The sequence below is a fragment of the candidate division WOR-3 bacterium genome (assembly GCA_013177935.1).
Classification (GTDB): domain Bacteria; phylum Hydrothermota; class Tepidihabitantia; order Tepidihabitantales; family Tepidihabitantaceae; genus Tepidihabitans.
Genome location: JABLXZ010000001.1, coordinates 278621 through 299976, shown reverse-complemented (window position 1 = coordinate 299976; position 21356 = coordinate 278621). Strand labels below are relative to the sequence as shown.

Genomic DNA, 21356 nt, shown 5'->3' with positions numbered 1-21356 from the left:
ACCCCGAACCTACTCAAATCTGTTCCTCAACCCAACTGGTTAAATCGGCTCAACAATCATCAGGGGCTGACCATATTCAACCGAATCGCCATCCTTTACCAGTATTTCAACAATCCGACACTTCTTCTCCGCCTGAATCTCATTCATCAGCTTCATCGCCTCAACGATGCAGAGCGTCTGTCCCGGTTCTACAACATCACCTTTTTCCACAAACGGTGCGGATTCGGGACGAGCACGCGAATAAAACGTACCGACCATCGGCGAAACAATCTCTTCGGTTTTTGCCGGCTTGGCCGGCGCCAGTTCACTGGGCACAGTTGGAGCTGTTTCTGAAATCGGTTGAGTTGCAACAGGCTGAGGCTCTTCTTTAACAGGTGCCGGCGGCGGTGAAACCACAACTGGCGTTTGTAATACTGTTTGCGGAACGGTTGCTGGTGTTGTTCCACCCCGCTTAATCCGCACCTTTTCTGTACCCGACTCCCAATCCAGTTCAGTTACGCTATGAGCACTTGCCAGTTCCATCAAGCTGCGCAACCTTCTAATACCAGGCTCTTCCGGCGGTTGCGGGACGGTAGGCTTCTCCGCTGGCGGTTTTGCGGCTGCTGCCGGTTTGGGTTCTGGAACAGGAGTTGGATTTTTCCGCCACTGGAAAAATTTCAGTGCCACCTCAGGAAAAATCGCATAGGAGATGTAATCTTCCTCCTTAACCACCAAATCCCGAGAAAGCTCCTTCTTTGCCCGTGGCATACCCGGTTCCAGCCGGTCTGCAGGCCTTCCTTTAATCGGTTTTTCATCCCCTAAAATTTTCTTCATCACCGCTTCCCGGATTGGTGCCGGTGGCCTACCATAAAGACCTTTTACATAGTCCCGGACCTCTTTCGGCACAACCTTATAGCGCTCACCGCTCAAAACATTCATCACCGCCTGAACACCTACAATCTGACTGGTTGGTGTAACGAGCGGCGGATAACCCAAATCTTCGCGTACCCTGGGTACCTCTTCAAGAACCTCAGGCAACCGATGTTCTGCCTTTTGCTCCTTTAACTGAGAGAGAAGGTTTGATGCCATACCACCGGGAATCTGGTGGGTGATGACCATCGAATCCATCACCTTGGTACCGGGAATACACTTGTTAGCATTTAGTTTTTCAAAATGCTGGGCAATTGCTTCGAGCGCTTCAAGATTGAGTTCGGTCTCCCATTGCGTCCCCTGAAAACAGGCAAGCAGAGCTTCAACCGCCGGTTGTGAGGTAAAAAATGAAAGTGGTGCAGAGGCGGTATCAATAATGTCGGCACCGGCTTCAACCGCCTTGAAGTAGGTCGCAACCGCCATCCCGCTGGAAGAGTGGCAATGTACCTGAACTTCGAGCCCGAGTTCCTGTTTAAGGGCGCTGACCAGTTCAAACGCCTTAGGCGGTGACAGAATCCCCGCCATATCCTTAATGCAGATAGAGTCAATCCCCATCTCTTTCTGTTCACTTGCCCGGGCAAGATAATAGTCAACGGTATGGACCGGGCTCACCGCATAACAAAGGGTCCCCTGGGCATGTTTCCCCGCCTTTTTAACAAACTCAATCGCCTTCTCTAAATTCCGGGCATCGTTTAATGCATCAAATATCCGGAAGATATCAATACCCCATTCCGCGGCTTTAAAGACAAAAGCCTCAAGGACATCGTCCGGATAGTTCCGATACCCAACGACATTCTGCCCCCGTAAAAGCATTTGCAGTTTGGTGTTCTTAATTCGTTTCCGAATCTCCCGCAACCTTTCCCAGGGGTCTTCATTTAAATAACGGAGACAAACATCAAATGTTGCTCCGCCCCACATTTCCAGCGACCAGTAGCCAACCGCATCAAACTTTTCCAGAACCGGAAGCATATCTTCCAGTGTCATCCGCGTTGCCCAGAGCGACTGATGGGCATCACGCAAGGTCGTATCGGTGAATCTAATCGGTTTTTTCTCCATAATGCCTCACAATCTTTTCTACAACATTTTCGAGAGCCATCGCTCTCGAACCCTTGACAAGTATTGTATCATTGGGTTTGATAAAGTCAAATAAGTCAGGGCCGACATCAGCGACGGTCTGATAGCTTTTGATGTTCTCTAATTTTAGTCCAGCAGAAACCGCTGCCTCAGCGATAAATTGCGCCTTCTCACCTATTACCACCAACCGGTTGACACAACGAGCCGCCTGAACACCAACTTCCCGATGCAGTACTTCGGACTTCTCTCCCAGCTCTAACATATCAGCCAGAATTGCCACCCGTTTTTCCGGGGGTGCGATACTCCCCAGTACCGCCAGCGCTGCCGCCACTGATTGGGGGTTGGCGTTAAAACAGTCATCAATTAAAAGTACGCCATTGAGTTTCCGAATCGCAAGCCGCTGTGGTGCCGGACAGAAATCCTTAATCGCCTCGCCGATTTCGGAAAACGAAACACCCAGCACATTAGCCGCAGCACTTGCCGCAAGCAGATTGGCGATGTTGTGCTGACCTAAAACCGGTAGTTCTACCGGGTATTTACCGACAAGAAGAAAACGGGTCCTTTTCACCCCTGTTACGACCACATCAGTAGCATACACATCGGCGCCTCGATTAAAACCAAAAGTCAATAGTTTCAGCCTTTTTTTTCTGCCGATTTGGTCTGCGATTTCCATCACCAATGGGTCATCAAAGTTCACAACCGCCACCCCATTTTCCGGCAGCGCCTCAAGTAATTCTGCCTTTTCCTGCGCAACACCAGAACGGTCCTTCATAAACTCCAAGTGGGTATCGCCAATGTTGGTAACCAGACCGATTTCCGGTTGACACACCTTTGCCAGTCGCAAGGTGCCGCCCAGTTCATTCATCTCAATCTCGAAGATGGCGATATCAGTTCTCGAATCCATCGCCATTACTGTCAAAGGCACGCCGATGTCATTGTTGTAACTCGCCGGCGCCTTCACCACAGAAAATCGAGACTCAAGTATCTTTGCCAGCATCTCCTTAGTAGTCGTTTTGCCGTTCGAGCCGGTTATTGCAACCACACGAACCTTTAACTGTTCCCGGTACCATTGAGCCAGAGAAAGCAATGCCACTCTGGTATCCGGCACCGCAACGACAACACCTTTATGCTTTGGCGCCTGTCCCTTTTCCACCATAACCGCCGCCGCGCCCTTAGAGAACGCTTCTTCTACAAACTGATGGCCATCGAACCGCTTGCCTTTGAGCGCAATAAAAAGTTCACCTGGCTTTATGGTTCGGGTATCAATCGAAACCCCGGCCACAATTGGTTCTGAATTTTCTGGCACTAAAGAACCACCGGTCACCTGCGCAATCTGGCTAATCTTTAACGGCTCCACAATTAAATAATCAGCATCGCATCGCCGAAACTGTAGAATCGGAACCGGTGATTAATTGCGTACTCATATGCCTTCATTATCATCTCCCGGCTGGCAAATGACGATACCAGAAGTAGCAAGGTCGATTTTGGCAGATGGAAGTTGGTAATTAGCGCACCGGTGACCTTCCATTCAAAACCTGGATAGATATAAAGGTGTGTTTCGCCCTTTCCGGGCTTCACCACAACTTTGCCATTGTGCCACTCTGCCTGACTTTCGAGCACCCGTACCGTAGTTGTACCAACACAGACCACGCGCCTCTGCTCGCTTAATGCCCGATTTATGCGCGCCGCCGTCTCCTCAGAAATCTCAAACTCCTCAAGGTGCATCTGGTGCTTTTCCACCTCAGACACTTTCACAGGACGAAAAGTGCCCAAACTGGCATGTAATGTAACTACAGCAACTTCCAACCCTTTTGCACAAAGATTCTTAACAAGTTCTGGCGTGAAGTGCAAACCCGCTGTTGGTGCGGCAACCGCACCGGGTACCCGGGCAAAAATCGTCTGGTACCGTTCCGGGTCAGGACACTTTTCTTTAATGTATGGGGGCAATGCAACCTCACCACTCTTTTGTAACAGCAGACTGATGTCCTCGGGTTCAAATCGCACCACCCTTACCCCTTCTGGTTTTCTTTCGACAATTTCTGCCTGGAAACCATCAAACTCAATCACCGTTCCGATTCGGGCTTTTCGCGCCGGTCGGCTCAAAACCTCCCAGACCCCATCCTGAATCTGTCGCAGCAGCAGTAGTTCAACCTTTGCGCCGGTAGGTAACTTACCATAAATCCTTGCCGGTATCACCCGGGTATCATTAAACACCAGTACATCACCCGGTACAAGCCACCTGCCGATTTCATAAAAACGGGCTTCGTCTAAGGCTCCTGTCTTACGGTCCAAAACCAGAAGCCTGGATGCATCACGCGGTTCAACAGGAGTCTGAGCAATCAACTCTGCAGGTAGATTGTAATCAAACTCTTCAATACGCATTCAGTCAAGTTCTTTGCCCGTGAGCATCCGGTACGCCTCCCGATAACGGGCGGTTGTTCCCGCGATTACCTCAGGTGGCAAATGAGGTGCGGGCGGCTGTCGGTTCCAACCTGTTGAGTCTAAGTAGTCCCGGACAAACTGTTTATCAAAACTGGGGGGCGAAATTCCCAATCGGTACTCCTTTTCCGACCAGAAACGGGAAGAGTCCGGTGTCAACACCTCATCAATCAACATCAACTTGCCATCGTAAATTCCGAACTCAAACTTCGTATCAGCAATGATAATTCCCTTTTGCCGGGCGTATTCGCTTGCCTCCTCGTAAATTTCAATTGAAATACGGCGCACCTTCTGAGCAAGCTCCTCACCCACAAGACTTTTCATCTCCTCAAAAGATATATTTTCATCGTGCCCGGTATGACTTTTGGTTGATGGCGTAAATATCGGTTGGGGCAGTTTCTCTGCCTGTTGCAACCCCGGGGGTAGTTTTATTCCGCACACCGCACCGGTTTTCTGGTAATCATTCCAGCCGCTACCGGCAAGATACCCGCGTACTACACACTCCACCGGCAACGGTTTTGCCTGATACACGAGCATCGCCCGTTCTTTTATTACTTCGCGATGGGGCGCCAGCACCGCGGGAAACTCGTCAACTTTAGCACTGATGAGATGGTTGTGAATAAGCCTTGCGAACTTTTCGAACCAGAAAACCGAAAGCAGGTTCAACACCCTGCCTTTGTCAGGAATCCCGTCCGGTAGAACGACATCAAAGGCGCTCAATCGGTCCGTTGCCACGATTAAAAGATGTTCACCCACCTGGTAGATGTCGCGCACCTTACCCTGCGCAACCTTTTTGATACCTTTCAAATCGGTTTGTGTTAAGACCATTCAGTTGCCTCCTTTTATATTACAAAAATTACTGTTTTTTCTTGTAGCCAAAGGGCATAATGTAAAGCGGCGCGAACCTCGTGACCAAGACTTGTTGTACTGCTCTGTCGTCAAACGCTCCAACCATCACTGTTCCCATCCCCAGCGCCTCGCACTGTAAGTGCACATTCTGGCCAATATGGCCCGCCTCAATATGGACATACCTTTTGCCCCGCTCCCCGTAGCGACTGGTTGTCCGCTCATATTCAGCGCATAGTACAAGAACTGCCGGTGCATAATTTATACAGGATTGTCCCAGCGCCGCACTTGCCAGTTCCTGACGCCAGTCACCAGATTTGACAAACTCCAGTGCGTGCTCTTCCGGCAAATAGCGATAAACCCCGGAATCTAAACCAGTTACTTTACCGGCAACCAGGTAAAGTTCCATTGGGTAAGTTGCGCCAGCCGAAGGTGCAGTTCGACCGTAACTTTTACCGGTTTTTCCCTGTGCTGCCCAGAGCAGTTGACCGATTTCTTGCAAACTTAAAGCCTTGTCCGCATAAGAGCGCACAGACCGCCGCCACAAAAACGCTTTTTCAACTGTGACCCTGCCAATTGTATCAGGTGCCGGTAGTTTAATCAGTGAATTAAAGGTGCCCATTTCTCCGGCAATAAATAATAGCAAAGCAATTGTCAACATCCCCGTCTCCCTGCAATTGGTTATCGAGTTTAATCCTTACCCCGTCGAAGTTTCTCGTCCTTTTCTATTACCTCTTTTGCCTGGCGCTCGCGAAACTGGTCCAGTTTAACCCGCAACCCTTCATCTTCCAGCGCCAGTATTTCTATCGCAAAAAGCGCGCTGTTGATCGCTCCCGATTTCCCAACCGCCATACAGGCAACCGGCACACCTCCGGGCATCTGCACCATCGACAACAGGGCGTCAATACCCTCCATTCCGCCGTCCAAAGGAACCCCGATAACCGGTAATGTTGTCCAGGAAGCAATCACTCCCGCAAGGTGAGCCGCTTTTCCCGCACCAGCAATTATCACCTTAATGCCTCGTTTTGCCGCATTAACCGCAAACTCCTGGCATACGGCGGGTGTCCGATGTGCGGATATCACCCGTATCTCATTCGCCACCCCGAACCCGTCTAACACCTTCTTTGCTTCTTCCATCACATCATAATCTTTATGACTACCCATTACAATAGCAACGACTGGTTGATTTTTATCGCTCATACCCAATGATAGCAAAGCGATAATTCCTGTCAAATCACAATTGAATCTCTATTTAACTGGCATAAAAGATAGAACATTATTGGTAATATCCACCCGGAGGCGATTACCCGATTCAATAGGGGAACGACTCCCTGAACGGTTAGGTAAGTAACTTACCGAATAAATTGGTGAATCCTTTCCGGTAAGCCCTCTAACACTGATTGTGGGTTTAACATCTTGTAAATTTTCGGTTTTCCATTAAAATAAACTATGGATTTAAGTCTACGCTTCGGAGACAGGTGTGAAACGGTTGAGGTCCCAGAAGAAAACATCCTCGGAATTTTAACCCCGGTTCCTCAAAAAATCGTTGATGTTCCACTTCAACCGGTTATCAATTCAGCGACTGAATTTATCGAAAAGTACCAGCGGATACTGATTCTGGTCAACGACTACACCCGACCCACTCCCAATCAGCCCTTTCTCACTCCACTTCTGCCGGTTCTTTGCTCCCGGCAAACAAAAATCCTTGTCGGTTTGGGTACCCATCGCAAAGCGACCGAAGATGAGTTAAAAACAATTCTCGGTTCAGACACCTTTTCCGCTTTATCTTCAGCAATCGTTCAACACGACGCTCGAGACCGTTCCGCTCTATTTTTCCTGGGCAAAACTTCGTTCAATACCGATGTTTTTCTCAACCGCCAGATTCTCTGGGCTGACGCCATTCTCACAATCAACTCAATTGAACCCCATTACTTTGCCGGATATACCGGTGGCAGAAAGTGTTTTATCCCGGGCTGTGCCGCATACGAAACAACAATTCACAACCACAACCTCTTACTCCATCCCGCTTCGGCACCGCTCTCGTTAAAAAACAACCCGGTCCACCTCGACATGACCGAAGCGGCAAAAATGGTTGCCAAACCCCTCTTCTCAATTCAGATTGTCCAGGACGCAAACCACCGTATTTTGTCGGTTCATTACGGCGACCTCTTTAGTTCATTTGAAAACGCCTGTGCCGATGCCTACCGGCTTTTTGCCCTGCCCATCAAAGAAAAAGCGGACATTGTTTTGAGTATCCTGCAACCCCCTTATGATATCAACTTCTATCAGTCCCAGCGTGCCCTTGAGTTTGGCATTTACGCATTAAAAGATGGGGGCATTCAAATTACGGTGTCGCGCTGCCACCAGGGAATCGGCAACGATGAGTTCATCCGGGTACTTTCCATCTGTAACCAACCTAACCGTCTCCTCCAGGGCGAAAAATCGGACCATCCCGGCTGGTATAAGGCGGCGCGACTTGCACGGGCGATGCAAAAGGCAAAACTTTACACGGTGATGGGTATTGAAGACCAGGTTGTCAAATCCTGTTTTATGACCCCGTTCCCTTCAATCCAACAGGCACTTGCCGCAGCGTTCAACGAGCTGGGAAACAGCGCCCGAATATACATCATACCTGATGCCGGTGCGGTAGTTCCGATACCGATTAACCCTTAATCTGCTAAGAAAGGGCTCATAAATACCGGTCTGCCAACACCCCCGGAAACAGAACCAAAAACGGCATCAAAAACAGTTTGCCAGATTACCGGACAAAGTTGTCCAATATGAGTATCAGATACGACACCAGGCATAACATTCAGTACTATCAATAAGATAGAACCGAACGCCGCAATCACGGCTACCGCACTATCGGTCTTCCACGCTACCGCACTTACGGCGAAGAAGGAGGTATTAGAGACTATCCCAGGAATTACCCCCGGACTGTGCAGGGAGTTGTTTTTTGTCACTCTGGGGTGAATTTTCGTATTATTTATATATAGGGGGTAAATGGTTCTTGAATGTATATCATTCGCCAGGCTGTGTGCTTGACTTAATATTCCGTCATCTTACAATTAAGCCAATGGACACAACAGTTGAAAAAATTGGCGCCTGGGTTGGCAAGCAGGTTCGGCTGACCGGCTGGGTTTACAACAAACGCTCTTCGGGAAAGGTTCGGTTTGTACTCCTGCGAGACGGAACCGGAATTATCCAGTGTGTTTTTGTTCAAAACAGTGTACCAGCGGAGGCGTTTGAACTTGCCGACTCAATCCCGCAGGAGTCCGCTGTAGAAATCACCGGAACAGCACGGGAAGAAAAAAGGGCACCAGGAGGTTATGAACTCACCGCGCAGGACCTCAAAGTCATAGCCCTTGCCGAACCTTATCCGATTACACCCAAAGAACATGGCATTGAGTTTTTGATGGCAAACCGGCACCTCTGGTTACGCTCCCGTCGCCAGGTGGCGATTTTACGCATTCGGAATGAAATTATCAAGGCGCTGCGGGACTATCTTGAAGAACAAGGGTTTCTCTGTTGCGACACCCCGATATTAACCCCGGCATCAGTCGAAGGCACAACAACCCTGTTCCCGGTCGACTACTACGGCGAACAGGTTTACCTTACCCAGTCCGGACAACTGTACAATGAAGCGCTCTGCGCCGCGGTGCGTAAAACCTACTGCTTTGGTCCGACATTTCGTGCTGAGAAGTCCAAAACCCGGCGTCATCTCACCGAATTCTGGATGCTCGAACCAGAAATCGCTTTCCTCGACCTTGACGGCACAATGGATTTAATGGAAGATATGATTTGCTATCTAATTAATCGCATCCTCGAAAAACGCCAACCAGAACTGGAAACGCTGGAACGGGATATCACCAAACTTCAGGCGGTAAAGAAACCATTTCCGCGCATCACCTATCGCGAGGCGCTGGAGATTTTAAAAAATGCCGGTAAACCAATAGAGTTTGGCGACGACTTTGGCGGTGATGAAGAAACGGTGATAAGTCAGGCGTTCAACACTCCGGTGATGATTCACCGTTTTCCTGCTAAGATTAAGGCGTTCTATATGAAGCGTGCCCCGGAAAACCCTGAACTAGCGCTCGGAGTTGATATGATTGCTCCAGAAGGTTATGGTGAAATTATTGGTGGCGGCCAGAGAGAAGATGATTTAGCGACCCTTGAACAGAGGATTAAGGAGTTCAACCTACCGCGCGACGCCTACTCCTGGTACCTTGATTTACGCCGATTTGGCTCTTTTCCCCACTCCGGATTTGGCTTGGGATTGGAGCGTACCGTCGCCTGGATTTGTGGCTTAAAGCATGTGCGGGAAACAATTCCTTTCCCGCGACTTTTGGAAAAGGTTTATCCTTAAAAGGAGGTTAAAATGCCTGAAACAAAAGTCGGAGTTATTACCCACTACTTTGGCAAAATCGGCGTCGCCGTGGTCAGGGCAACCGCTGGACCAATTGCCGTGGGTGATAAAATTCACATCAAAGGTCACACCACCGACCACACCCAGATTGTCGAATCGCTCCAGATTGAACATGCACCGGTAAACCGGATTGAAGTTGGTCAGGAAGCCGGAATGAAGGTTACGGCACGGGTCCACGAACATGATGAGGTGTTTAAGGTTACTGATTAAGATTCCATTAGTAGCGCTGCTATAAAAGGAGGAGTATGCCCAGAAGCAAAACAAAGGTAAAACGGATGCGTCATCGCTGGATATTAAAGAAAAGGCGCCGGGAAGAAGCCCGCAAGAAGGCGTTGCAAGCCTCCCGGCAGTAGTGCGCGGCAAAAACATCAAATTTACGGAAGAGGTAAATTAACTCTTTGAAATCTTAGTTATGCGTCAACTGTTTCTTGCTCCATTTTCCTGCCCGAACGCCACCGAACAACTTCTTAAAATGGCCTTGAAAATTGGTGTGTTACCTCAGGAAATTTTTTACTTTACGCCCAGCCCCCGAAAACTGCGCGCCACTCAGGTGCTCTTCGCTCAGATTTATGGCAAATCGGCATTTATTCCACCGGCATTCTTCACCCTGCGCCAGTTTGCCCTGAAACTCAACAGTGAGTACAGCGACCGGCGCCCCTTTCCCGATGAGTTAAAACCCCTTCTCATTCGCCAGTTGTTTCTCGGCAAAAAGAAAAAAGTCACAATTGGTTATGCCCAGGTTGTTGCCCGATTTATCGAAGACCTGAAACGCCACATCACACCGGAAGAACAGAACACTCTACCCGAACGGCTTAAGAAAATGGATGTATTCATTGGTCACGAAAAGGTACTCCAGCGTTTACTTGACGCCCACCAGATAATGAACGATTACAACAGTTCCCTTAAAGAATCGGGCTGGATTGACAGCGAAGACATTTTCAGTCAGGCACCCTGGCTCCTTGAAAAAGTTCCCACAATAAAGGTTCTTATTCTTGACAGTTTTGTTGCACCCAACCGGCTCGAGATGGAACTCATTGCCGCACTGATTGATAAAGCAGAACACACCCTTGCTTTAGGCTATGGTGCTTCTGACCCTAATCCCGGTTACGACCTTGCCCGGATATTTAACGATTTTATCCTCTCCCAACCGGGTTTTACATTGCATCCTTTAGCCTTTGAGAAGAACAAAGAAACAGTACCGACGATATGGCGTTTTCCTACCGCCGAAGACGAAGTTACTGGCATCTGCCGGCATTTACGACTTCAGGCGGAAAAATCAGGATTAAAGAACACATATGTCGTCTTTCCCCGTCTTAACGAGTACGCACCGCTCGTCAACCGCATCTTTCGTCATTACGAAATCCCGTTCACCATCTATCCCGAATCGCCGCTATCCTCAGCGCCGCCAATAATTGCCGTGCTCGAACTCCTCAACGCCCTGAACACCGACTACGAACGGGTTTCCACGACCGCCGCATTCTCTTCCCCCTTCTTCCCCAGGCTCTTGCGCCTATCTGAAGACAACAACGCGATTGACCCGCACACCGGACTAAATAGCCGTAACCGCGCCGCCCGGATGCTCAACATCGTCTCCCGCCGCGCCGGCATCATCAAAGGCAGAGAAAACTGGCACAATATTGCCGAAAGGATAATCCGTGCTGAAACACTGGACGAATCCGAACCGGAAGCCCGTTTCCTACGCGAAATCCAGCAACGCGTCCGTCAGGCGCTGGGTATTACCGAAAAAATCCTTGAACCAGCCGACACGCTCGGCAGTCAGGCACACCGGCTCAAACAGTTTCTCGAAACCGTTGATTTCGGCACCAACATTGCTCCCGACGACCCGGTTGGTTCAGAAATGGTTGAAGACCGCAAAAAACTGTACGACATCCTTGACACTATCGTTGAATTTGAAGCCGATTTTGGTGCCAGTAAAGAAACCCGCACCGACTTCATAAAAATTATCAACCAGTTACTATCCCTGAACCCGAAAACTTCGGAACCGGACCAGCAAGGGGTTGTTGTCCTCAGTATGGAAGAGATGCTGGGTATCGCCGCGGACAATTTGTACTTTGCCGGCTTAACCGAAAATGCCCTGCCCGGTGCCTATCAACCCGACCCGCTCATTCCCGAAAAAATAAGAAAACAACTGGGTTTGCCGGACATCGATTGGCATCGAGATTGGCAGCGATTCCACTTTCACCGCACGCTCGGTTCCTGCCTTAATCAACCATTCCTCAGTTTTCCTGAAACCCAGGATGGCAATCCGGTGCTGCCTACACCATTCCTGCCGGACATTAAACCCAGCATCGCAATTGCCGAACCCCGCCATCTTACAGAAAACACCGTTATCTACTCAGAAATAGAACACCAGCTCTATCTTGGGAAAATGTCAAATGTCACCCTCGAACAACTCACACATTCGGTTGACTTCTCAGCCGAGCCAGAGGTTCAGAAAATTATCAGTCACCGATTTGGTCCTAACTCCTACATTTCGGTTACTGCCCTGGAGCGCTATCGGCGCTGTCCATTTATGTTTTATCTTGAAGATGTGTTAGGGCTGGAAATACCACCGGAACCGGAGTATGTGATTGATGCCCAGCAGTGGGGTATTTTGCTCCACAACATCTTTAAACTTATTTATTCCGGCGCAACCATCCCATCCCTTAAAGAAATTGAATCAAATGCCGAAAGGTTGCTCAACCGGGTTTTAAAAGATGCCGGATTACCCCGGTTCTGGGCTGAAGTAACCCGCCGGGTTTTCAAAAACATTTTGCCCCGGTTTATCGAACAGGAAAAGGAATTACGCAACGAAGGATTTTTACCTTTTAAAACTGAATATGTACTCAAGGGCGCCATTGCCCCGAACATTAAGGTGAAGGGCCGAATTGACCGCATCGACTCATCAGACACAGCGGTTCGAATTCTCGATTACAAAACCGGCACCGACCTGATTTCCAAGCAGGATGTAATAAAATACCGCACCCATCTCCAGTTGCCACTTTATGCTCACCTGCTCTCGAAACAAGAAGAGTTCGCGCAAAAGAATGTTGACAATATTGGTTTTTATCACATCCGCCGTGCCGAAATCAACTGGCTCGCCAAAAAAGAAACTACCGTTGCTGATTTAATTCAGGCGGCAATTCCAAACGCCACTGAAATCGTTGAAGCCATTAGAATGGGTAAGTTTATTGCCCAACCCAGTAAGAAAAACAACTGTCGCAACTGCGACTTTCAATTCACCTGCGGTTACAAAACAGAGGCGTCGGAAGATGACAACGGAGGTTAAATGAACGAACTGCAGAGCAAAGTGGTTTTTGCCCCTGCCGGTTCAGGCAAAACCGAGCAACTGAGCGAACGGTACATCCAACTGTTAAGGCAAAATGTCCCACCAGAACGGATTCTTACCATCACCTTCACCGACAAAGCGGCAACCGAAATGAAAGAACGGATTCTGAAAAAGGCGGCAGAAACCGACCCAAAACTCTCTCAACTCTTACGCGACAACATCTTGAAACTGCGGATTTCTACGATTCATTCCTTCTGCTTTTCGCTGGTACGCCGATTTGCCTATCTCCTTGATATCGACCCCAACCCTCAGGCGCTTACCGATGCGGAATCTTTGTGGCAACAGACAAAGTATGACACCCTGATGAAAATCGCTGAAGAGAATGTGGATTCCAAGGAGTACCAGTTGCTCCTTGACCTGATAACTACCGAAACCAAACAAAACTGGGATAAACTGTCGGAACTTTTTAATCAACTCTTTAAACGGCGCATCGCTACGCTCCGCGTTACCATCCAAAACAGAATGGCACAGGAAATTTGCGAACTTGCCTGTCAGTTAAAAGAACATCCGGTCGGGAACGACAAAATAGATAATTACCACCTCCTTTTTCCTGACAACTTTACACCGGAAACAATCGAATACGCTTACCGCCATCTGCAAAATCACGAACTTACATTCTTAACAAAAAATAAAGACCCACGCCGACAGGGATTCACTACTGAAGAACGAAAGTGGGCGCAACTAATGGCGCGCTATCGCTGGTTGCTGCTCAACGCGCGTGCCCAGCACCAGTTTGCCAAACAGTTCTGGCTGTTTCGGGAAATTTTCCTCAAAGCCTACGAAGGGATGAAGCACGAATTGGGCCAGGTTGACTATGACGATATGGAAATCCTTGCTCTGAAACTTATCAGCCAGCATGATGAGTGGCAGAATATCCTCTATGCCTTTGATGAACGCACCGACCATATCCTGGTTGATGAATTTCAGGACACCTCCTTTCTCCAATGGGAAATCATTGACAAACTGACCGAAGAGTGGCGCTCCGGCGCAGGCGCAAAAACCGCCAAGGGTATTACCCCCACAATCTTTATTGTTGGGGACGACAAACAGTCAATTTATCTATTTCGGGGCGCCAATGTCGAGGTATTCACGCGAGCCGCTGAGCGATTGGAAAACTGGCTGGGAAAAGAAAAGTTCAACCGTACGACCCTGAAAAATAACTACCGCTCGCTACCGGCAATAATTGACTTTACCAATACACTTTTTCCCCGGTTAATGGCACCCGAGCCTGAACAACCAGCCTGGTGCACCCGTTACGCCCCATTTGTCTGCCAGCGCACCAGAAGCGGACCCGGGCGAGTGGAAATTGTCCTCCACCCTGCAGAAGAAAAAATCAACAGCCCGGAAAGCCGACAGATTGATGCCCGGATTGTTGCCCGACGCATTCGCGCCTTGATTGATAACGGTTATCAAATTTACGAGCGCCAGTCCAACGGCAGTGAAACACCGCGTCCCTGCCGTTACCAGGATATTGCCATTCTTATTCGCAACCGCACCCAGCTCGACGCCATTGAAAAGGCGTTGCGCGACTATGCGATTCCATTTCTGGTGGTTGGGGGCACCGGATTCTATCAAGAAGCCGAAATCCGCTACCTTGCTGCCCTGACATCTTTTCTTATTGACCCGGCAGATGACATCGCCCTTTATATTACATTACGGAGCCCCTTATTCAGCATCAAAGAAAAAGACCTGCTCATTATCAGTAACGCCCAATACCCAGCTAAAGATTTTTCCCCTACCCTATGGGAACGGGTAAGCCAGTTTGCCACCGATAACCACGAACTCACAACCACGGTCCACATCCTCAACACCGCCCTTTCCCGGGTCAATTACGAACCACTACATTTGATTGTCGACCGCGTACTCACCCAGACCCGAGCCTGGGAGAAGTTCTGGGAACCGCAGCGCGCGGCTAATGTCAAAAAATTCCTTCAGATTATTCAAAATATGGAACTGGAAGGTATCAACCTCTACCGCATCAAGAAATTCCTCGAAGACAGCGAAAAAGACGAGGCGCGTGCCGATGTCACGATTAGCGGAATGGATGTCGTCCAAATAATGACTGTGCATGCAGCAAAAGGTTTACAATTTCCCATCGTATTTCACCCCGGACTAAATGAAGAAATCCTCGCACGAAAAAGTTATAAAGAAGACCTGCTCATCGACGAAACGATTAACGAACAGGGCATCGTTGAAGCGCAGGCATATTACCTGCCCGACAGCGATGTTCGGAAAAGCCATCCGGTTTTTCAAACCGTTCTCGAAAAGCAAATCGAGGAAGAGAAGCGGGTTTTTTATGTCGCCTGTACCCGTGCCTGTGATGCGCTCTTTCTCACCGGCGTCTGGCAAATGAGTACCAAAACGGACGGGAAAGAAAAGATAAAACTTGACTGGTTAAAAAAACATCTTGGACTGACCTTTGATGGTAAGGAGTTTAAGTTGGAAAACGCTAACATCGCGAATGTCTATTGTATTAATGCCACCACAATCCCGGAGCCGGTTTTGCCAGCACCAGAAGTAAAAGAAGAGCCGAAGCCCGTGGTCAAAAAGGGTCCAATACAACCGGTTACCCTGCCCCAAATCCGTTCCGTAACCCGTTATACACCCCGTGACCACTCCCGGCATCATCCTGAAGCCATCGTCCTTGGTGATGTTTTTCATCGCCTCTTTGAAATGTTCTCAACCCGCCGATTGGCACCCGAGGACCCCGCACTTAAACAAGAAATTATGCGGCTACTCCGTCAAAATCCCATCCCTCAGGACCGTTTAGATAAACTAACCCAGCTTGTTACAGCGCAAATTAACCGCATTAAAAAATCCCCCCTCTGGCAAATTATCAAGCCGCAACCCGACTCCTTTGCCGAACTTCCCCTGATGTATCAAGACGGCGCGACCTTATGGAACTGCCGCGTTGACCGATTGATTGTCCTACCTAATGAGGTACGGGTGTATGATTACAAAACATTTCCGATAAAAGAAACTGAGATTCCCACCCTGACTCAGGAGTATTACGAACTGCAACTTAAACATTACGCCGCAGCGGCTCGGTCAATGTTTCCCGATAAAAAAGTAAATGTATACCTGGTGTTCACCAACGCTTTGCGCATTGTCCCGGTGCCTACCGAACTTTAATAAAGCAAGCCGGCGTTATATCGCCATTCTTCAAAATTATTTGCATTTTGCTTGACACCTGATTGATTTGCTTTAAACTCCAATTTAATGTTGCAATTAATTTTACTATTCTTTGCGATTTTACCACCAACCGACATTACCGTCTGCGATGTCCCTAACGACGAAGGTGGCAAGCTCCTTGTCACCTGGCAGAAATCCGCCGATACGACGGTACTCAGTTACCGGGTGTTACGTCAAAAGCAAGGCTCAGAAGAGTGGGAGACACTCGCCTTTGTCGGCAGACTCACATCTCGTTATATTGATGACGAAGCACAAAACAAGGTACCCTATCGCTATAAAATCCTCGCCGCATCAGCAACAGAAATTGCTGAATCTGAAGCATCCCAATATGCCATCGCTATCCCACACTGGTTTGACAAGTCCACACTCCCTGCCCTCATTGGCACCATAGTATTAAGTTTGATTTTTGTCTATTTTATCAACCGGGCAAAAAGAGACCGTTCCCTGTTTATCCGCCGCATCACTGGTTTGGACGCCGTTGAAGAAGCCCTGGGCAGAGCAACTGAAATGGGACGAGCAACCTTGTATGTCCCGGGGCTCTCAACGGTGAGCGATGTTGCGACAATCGCCTCATTAAACATCCTGGGTGAAGTGGCAAAAAAGACCGCCCAATTTGGCACCCCATTGATCGTTCCCACCAGTGACCCGATTGTTTACACCGTTGCTCGCGAAGTTGTCAAGGAATCGTACACCGCAGCGGGTCGTCCTGACGCCTTTCACCAGGACATTGTCTTCTTCGTTACTGACCAGCAATTCGCCTTTGCTGCTGCGGTCGATGGAATTATGACCCGAGAAAAGCCTGCCACCAACTTTCTGATTGGAATGTTCTGGGCGGAATCTCTGATTCTTGCCGAAACCGGTGCGGCAACCGGTGCCATTCAGATTGCCGGTACCGATGCAATTGCCCAGTTACCGTTCTTTATCACCGCCTGCGACTACACTTTGATTGGTGAAGAGCTTTATGCGGCAAGTGCCTACATCTCACGCGAACCCCTGCTGCTCGGCGCAATTAAGGGCCAGGATTACTCCAAGGCGCTAATTACAATTTTGATTCTCTTGATGTCATTACTCGCCTTGGGGTTTAATCTACCTGTACTCAACTGGCTTTAAGGAGGTATTATGCAGCGCCGCTTACCTTTGTTGATTGTCCTTATCACCGGTATTTTTGGTGCCGTTGCCTTCTTTGTTCCCTACCCCGCAATCCGTAGCGCCGATGAGATTATGCGCAACGATGTCCAGCGCATCATCGCCGCCTTCAGTCTTGTGCTCGGTGTCGGTTCAATCGTTCAGCACCATCTGATTAAAATTCAACGCAAAGCCCAATTCTGGCAATACAGTTACATCACCCTTATCGCTCTGGTTATTACCGCAATTATCGGCTTGTTTGGTGGTATTGATGTCACCCGTCCTGGAGTTTTACCAACGCGTATCGGCAACTTCTCATTCCACATTCAAACGATTTACTCCAATATGATGGTTCCACTTGCCGCGACGATGTTTTCGCTTTTGGCATTCTTTATGTCTTCTGCCGCCTATCGTGCCTTCCGGGCACGCAACCTTGAGGCAACACTGTTACTCCTTGCCGCATTCATAATGATGCTGGGTGCAGTTCCCCTCGGCAGACTGATTCATCACCAACTGCCCGCATTTGCGGAATGGATTCTTGCCGTACCCAATACCGCTTCGAAACGGGGCATCCTGTTTGGCGTTGAATTGGGCATCTTTGCCACTTCCTTGAAAATTATTCTCGGTATTGAACGCGGCTGGCTGGGTGGAGGTGGAAAATGAGCACACCCCGGGAAAATATACTTGTTCGGCTTCAGAAAATTGACCGCCGCTGGATTTACCTTGTGCTGTGGTTAGTGGTAATGATACCTTTGCTTTTCCCGTTTAGAATTAAGCCTCAACCCTCATCAACGGTTGAAAAACTTTTTAACTACATTGATACAATGCCGGAAAACAAAGCGCTGGCGATTTCCGTTGACTTTACTCCTGACACCCGTGCCGAACTCCAGCCAATGGTTGTTGCCTTAATGCGCCATGCCTTTGCCCAGAAACGTCGGGTAGGAATTCTTGCCATTTCGGTTTACGGATTGGGATTAGCAGAGGAAGCAATTCAGCAGGTAACAACCGAATTCAATAGCAATGCCCGAACTCGTGAAGACTCCGTTATCTATGGTGAAGATTATGTATTCTGGGGCTGGACAACTCCAGTACTCACCGTGATGCTCGGTATGGGTGAACGCATTACCAATGTCTTCCCGGTTGATTACTATGGCAATCGCACCGAAAGCCTGCCGATAATGCGCCATATCAAAAATTATGACGATATCGGCATTCTTATCACAATCGCCGCTTCCGCAATCCCCCGTTCCTGGATAAATTACGCTCAGGTTCAATTTGGTGTCAACTTAAGTTGTGGTATCACCGCTGTCTCGGCAGCTGATTTTTACCCGTATGTCAACTCCGGTCAGTTCATTGGGATGCTCGCCGGAATGAAAGGCGCTGCTGAATATGAGCAACTTGTTGCCGAACGAATGAAGAAAAACGGTATGAATTGGGCGCTGCGCAATCGCGGTACCGAAGCGATGTCCTCGCAGACCGCGGCGCACCTTGCGATTATGGCATTTATTATCATCGGCAACATCGCCTTCTTCGCAACAAGGAGGAGGAAAAAATGAACCTGTCAACCGACCCCTGGGTCTGGATTGCCGCAATTTTGACCCTGGCAATCTTCTCATTTCTCTACAAAGAGAATCCCTTCTACCGTTTTGCTGAACATCTCTATGTTGGTATCGCTAACGGCTATGCAATAACCTTCTACTGGCATCGGATTCTTGTCCCCTCCCTTTTTGACCGGGTTGGTTCTGCTCAAACACCGGTTTCCACCAAAGTCTGGCTCATCGCCATCGCTATAATCGGAGCCCTTTACTTTACCCGGTTCATTCCAAAAATCTCCTGGCTGATTCGTATTCCCATCGCCATTGTCCTCGGTTACGCATCTGGTACATCAATTCCGCGTGCTATTGACGCCGAAATCATACGGCAGGCAAAAGCGACCATTGTTACCCGGGCGAGTTTTGCCCACTGGCAGGCAGGTCTCTGGGCAGTGATCATCCTCTTCGGAGTTATCGCAACCATCAGTTACTTCTTCTTCTCCACCGAACGTAAGGGTATTCTTAAACCGTTAAGTTATACCGGTATTATTTTCATAATGATTGGGTTTGGCGCCTCTTTTGGCTATACGGTAATGGCGCGGCTCTCCTTATTTATTGGCAGGCTTCAGTTCTTATTGGGCGACTGGCTCGGGCTGATAAAATAACTCCAGATTACTTATCGGGCAATAAGAGCACTTGGTTTATCTAATATTCACCGCGGTTAAAAAAGTAGACCGCAAGCGCCGTGGTCAAACCACTAAATATGATTAGAAAGCCCAAATCAAAATAGGGTGAATAAAAAGAAAAACCAAGAACCAAACGCCGAACAAGGTCAACCCCATAGGTCAATGGGTTGATTCGCACCAGAAAATTGAGCCACCAGGGGATTTGACCTTGCAAGGGGAACAAAGCGCCGCTTAAAAACCACATCGGCATTATCACAAAGTTCATAATTGTCCCAAACCCTTGAAAAGAGGTCATTCGCGCTGCGATTATGATACCGATTCCGGTAAGGGCAAATGACATAATAACAATTACCACTATTAGTGGTAACACATTGATAATTTGTAATTTAACCCGGACTAACGGTGCAAGCAATAGGATGATACAACCCTGAATTAACGATAGAGTTGTGCCGGCAAGGGCTTTACCAAGAACAATTGATGTCCTTGGTACGGGCGCAACAAGAACCTCTTTTAAAAAACCAAATTCCCGGTCCCAGATAATCGAAATCGCGGATTGGATTGAAGTGAAAATTGCGGTCATCGCTACAATACCCGGAAAGATAAACTGAGTATAGTTAACATTTTGTACACTCCGAAATCCGCCTCGCAAACCGAGCCCGAGTATAAAAAGCCAGAGAATAGGCCTGGTAAGCGAACCGTACAACTGGCTCTTTTCCCGAAAGTACCGAATAATATCTCTGAGCCAGACCATATAGATACAGGACAGGTCAATCAAATCAACCCCCTTTAGCGCCAGCCTCGGCCCATACGGCGCATCCTGTCTTTTAGCTTTTCGTGATTTGACGCCTCTTCATCCCGTATCTCCCGGCCGGTAAGTTTAAGAAAAACATCGTTAAGCGTCGGTTGATGAATCGAAACCGAAACCACGGGAACGGAAATTTCTTTTATCAAGCCTGGGACAAACTCGGCGCCGTTTTTCACCTCAAAGCGTAACCGTTCCCCTTCAACGGTTGGTTCGATATTGTAGCGCTGTCTGATTTCAAGGACAGCGCGGTTGTTGTCCCTGGTAGTTAAGATAACACAATCGCCCTGTAGTTGTGCCTTAAGATTTGCCGGCGTGTCGAGGGCAATGATTTTTCCATAATCAATTATTGCAATTCGGTCACAATACTCGGCTTCATCCATATAGTGAGTGGTAAGGAATAAGGTCATATTCCCTGTTTGCCTGAGTCTTAATAGCCTTTCCCATATGCGGTTACGGGTTTGTGGGTCAAGCCCCAGCGTGGGTTCATCCAGAAACAGAACCCGCGGGGTATGAAGTAACGCTCGAGCAATCTCCAGCCGACGCTTCATGCCGCCGGAAAAGTTGCGAACTAAGTCATCAGCACGGTCAGCGAGTTCCATCCATTCCAGTGCTTCAGTAACTCTTTTTTTGAGTTCGTTCTTGGGAACCCGATAAATCAGACCATGGAACTTCAAATTTTCTTGCGCGGTTAGCCGGTCGTCAAGCGAAGGGTCCTGAAAGATTATGCCTATCGCCCGACGCACCAAACTCTGTTGCGAGAGAACATCGTAACCTGCCACCCAAGCCCGACCAGCACTGGGGCGGGTCAAGGTGCAAAGCATGCGTGTCGTAGTAGTTTTACCTGCACCATTGGGACCCAGAAAGCCAAAAATCTCACCAGTTTTAACTTCAAAGGATATGTGGTCAACCGCAACAAAGCCCTTAAAATCCTTTGTTAATCTGTCTACCTGAATAACCGGCGCGCTATTCACTT

17 protein-coding genes are annotated in these 21356 nt (G+C 48.7%); 9 read left to right on the top strand and 8 right to left on the bottom strand.

All coding sequences use genetic code 11. The annotated features are described in order from the left end of the window. Nucleotides 1-39: 39 nt before the first annotated feature. The 6 genes from accB to purE are packed head-to-tail and all read right to left on the bottom strand — an operon-like array spanning nt 40 to nt 6468. Nucleotides 40-1965 carry an acetyl-CoA carboxylase biotin carboxyl carrier protein gene (gene accB, locus HPY86_01420; protein NPV13578.1) on the bottom strand — a complete coding sequence of 642 codons (1926 nt, stop codon included), beginning with the start codon at nt 1963-1965 and terminating at the stop codon, nt 40-42. Continuing rightward, nucleotides 1946-3289, bottom strand: coding sequence for a UDP-N-acetylmuramoyl-tripeptide--D-alanyl-D-alanine ligase (locus tag HPY86_01415; GenBank protein ID NPV13577.1), 1344 nt, complete (start codon nt 3287-3289; stop codon nt 1946-1948). Before HPY86_01415 ends, accB begins: the two co-directional genes overlap by 20 nt. A 53-nt stretch (nt 3290-3342) precedes the next feature. Next, the gene (queA, locus tag HPY86_01410) at nt 3343-4365 is read right to left on the bottom strand and encodes a tRNA preQ1(34) S-adenosylmethionine ribosyltransferase-isomerase QueA (protein ID NPV13576.1); all 1023 of its coding nucleotides are present in this window, start codon (nt 4363-4365) and stop codon (nt 3343-3345) included. After that, a complete protein-coding gene (locus tag HPY86_01405) occupies nt 4366-5250 on the bottom strand; it encodes a phosphoribosylaminoimidazolesuccinocarboxamide synthase (protein ID NPV13575.1) in 885 nt (294 codons plus the stop codon). A 28-nt stretch (nt 5251-5278) separates the two neighbouring features. Further along, the gene (locus HPY86_01400; GenBank protein NPV13574.1) at nt 5279-5929 is read right to left on the bottom strand and encodes a SagB/ThcOx family dehydrogenase; all 651 of its coding nucleotides are present in this window, start codon (nt 5927-5929) and stop codon (nt 5279-5281) included. Nucleotides 5930-5958: 29 nt separating this feature from the next. Further along, the gene (purE, locus tag HPY86_01395; protein ID NPV13573.1) at nt 5959-6468 is read right to left on the bottom strand and encodes a 5-(carboxyamino)imidazole ribonucleotide mutase; all 510 of its coding nucleotides are present in this window, start codon (nt 6466-6468) and stop codon (nt 5959-5961) included. Nucleotides 6469-6717: 249 nt separating this feature from the next. Between purE and larA the strand changes: the two genes are divergently transcribed. From larA to HPY86_01350, 9 genes are all read left to right on the top strand, one after another. Next, nucleotides 6718-7941: a nickel-dependent lactate racemase gene (gene larA / locus HPY86_01390; protein ID NPV13572.1), complete on the top strand. Its 1224-nt coding sequence runs from the start codon at nt 6718-6720 to the stop codon at nt 7939-7941. A 403-nt stretch (nt 7942-8344) separates the two neighbouring features. Then, complete coding sequence (asnS, locus tag HPY86_01385; GenBank protein NPV13571.1) at nt 8345-9634, top strand: asparagine--tRNA ligase; 1290 nt, start codon at nt 8345-8347, stop codon at nt 9632-9634. Between the two features lie 12 nt (nt 9635-9646). Then, nucleotides 9647-9904, top strand: a complete 258-nt coding sequence (locus HPY86_01380) for a hypothetical protein (protein NPV13570.1) — start codon at nt 9647-9649, stop codon at nt 9902-9904. A 202-nt stretch (nt 9905-10106) separates the two neighbouring features. After that, the gene (locus HPY86_01375) at nt 10107-12983 is read left to right on the top strand and encodes a hypothetical protein (GenBank protein ID NPV13569.1); all 2877 of its coding nucleotides are present in this window, start codon (nt 10107-10109) and stop codon (nt 12981-12983) included. Next, nucleotides 12984-16175: a UvrD-helicase domain-containing protein gene (locus HPY86_01370; GenBank protein ID NPV13568.1), complete on the top strand. Its 3192-nt coding sequence runs from the start codon at nt 12984-12986 to the stop codon at nt 16173-16175. An 87-nt stretch (nt 16176-16262) separates the two neighbouring features. Continuing rightward, complete coding sequence (locus HPY86_01365; GenBank protein NPV13567.1) at nt 16263-17345, top strand: fibronectin type III domain-containing protein; 1083 nt, start codon at nt 16263-16265, stop codon at nt 17343-17345. Nucleotides 17346-17354: 9 nt separating this feature from the next. After that, nucleotides 17355-18023: a DUF3623 family protein gene (locus HPY86_01360; GenBank protein NPV13566.1), complete on the top strand. Its 669-nt coding sequence runs from the start codon at nt 17355-17357 to the stop codon at nt 18021-18023. Continuing rightward, nucleotides 18020-18916 carry a hypothetical protein gene (locus HPY86_01355; protein ID NPV13565.1) on the top strand — a complete coding sequence of 299 codons (897 nt, stop codon included), beginning with the start codon at nt 18020-18022 and terminating at the stop codon, nt 18914-18916. Before HPY86_01360 ends, HPY86_01355 begins: the two co-directional genes overlap by 4 nt. After that, on the top strand, nt 18913-19557 hold the full coding sequence (locus HPY86_01350; GenBank protein NPV13564.1) for a hypothetical protein: 645 nt from the start codon (nt 18913-18915) through the stop codon (nt 19555-19557). The genes HPY86_01355 and HPY86_01350 overlap by 4 nt, the downstream gene beginning before the upstream one ends. A gap of 40 nt (nt 19558-19597) precedes the next feature. Here the strand turns inward: HPY86_01350 and HPY86_01345 are convergent, their stop codons facing one another. Continuing rightward, nucleotides 19598-20353 carry an ABC transporter permease gene (locus HPY86_01345; protein ID NPV13563.1) on the bottom strand — a complete coding sequence of 252 codons (756 nt, stop codon included), beginning with the start codon at nt 20351-20353 and terminating at the stop codon, nt 19598-19600. Nucleotides 20354-20364: 11 nt separating this feature from the next. After that, the gene (locus HPY86_01340; protein ID NPV13562.1) at nt 20365-21354 is read right to left on the bottom strand and encodes an ATP-binding cassette domain-containing protein; all 990 of its coding nucleotides are present in this window, start codon (nt 21352-21354) and stop codon (nt 20365-20367) included. Nucleotides 21355-21356: the final 2 nt, after the last annotated feature.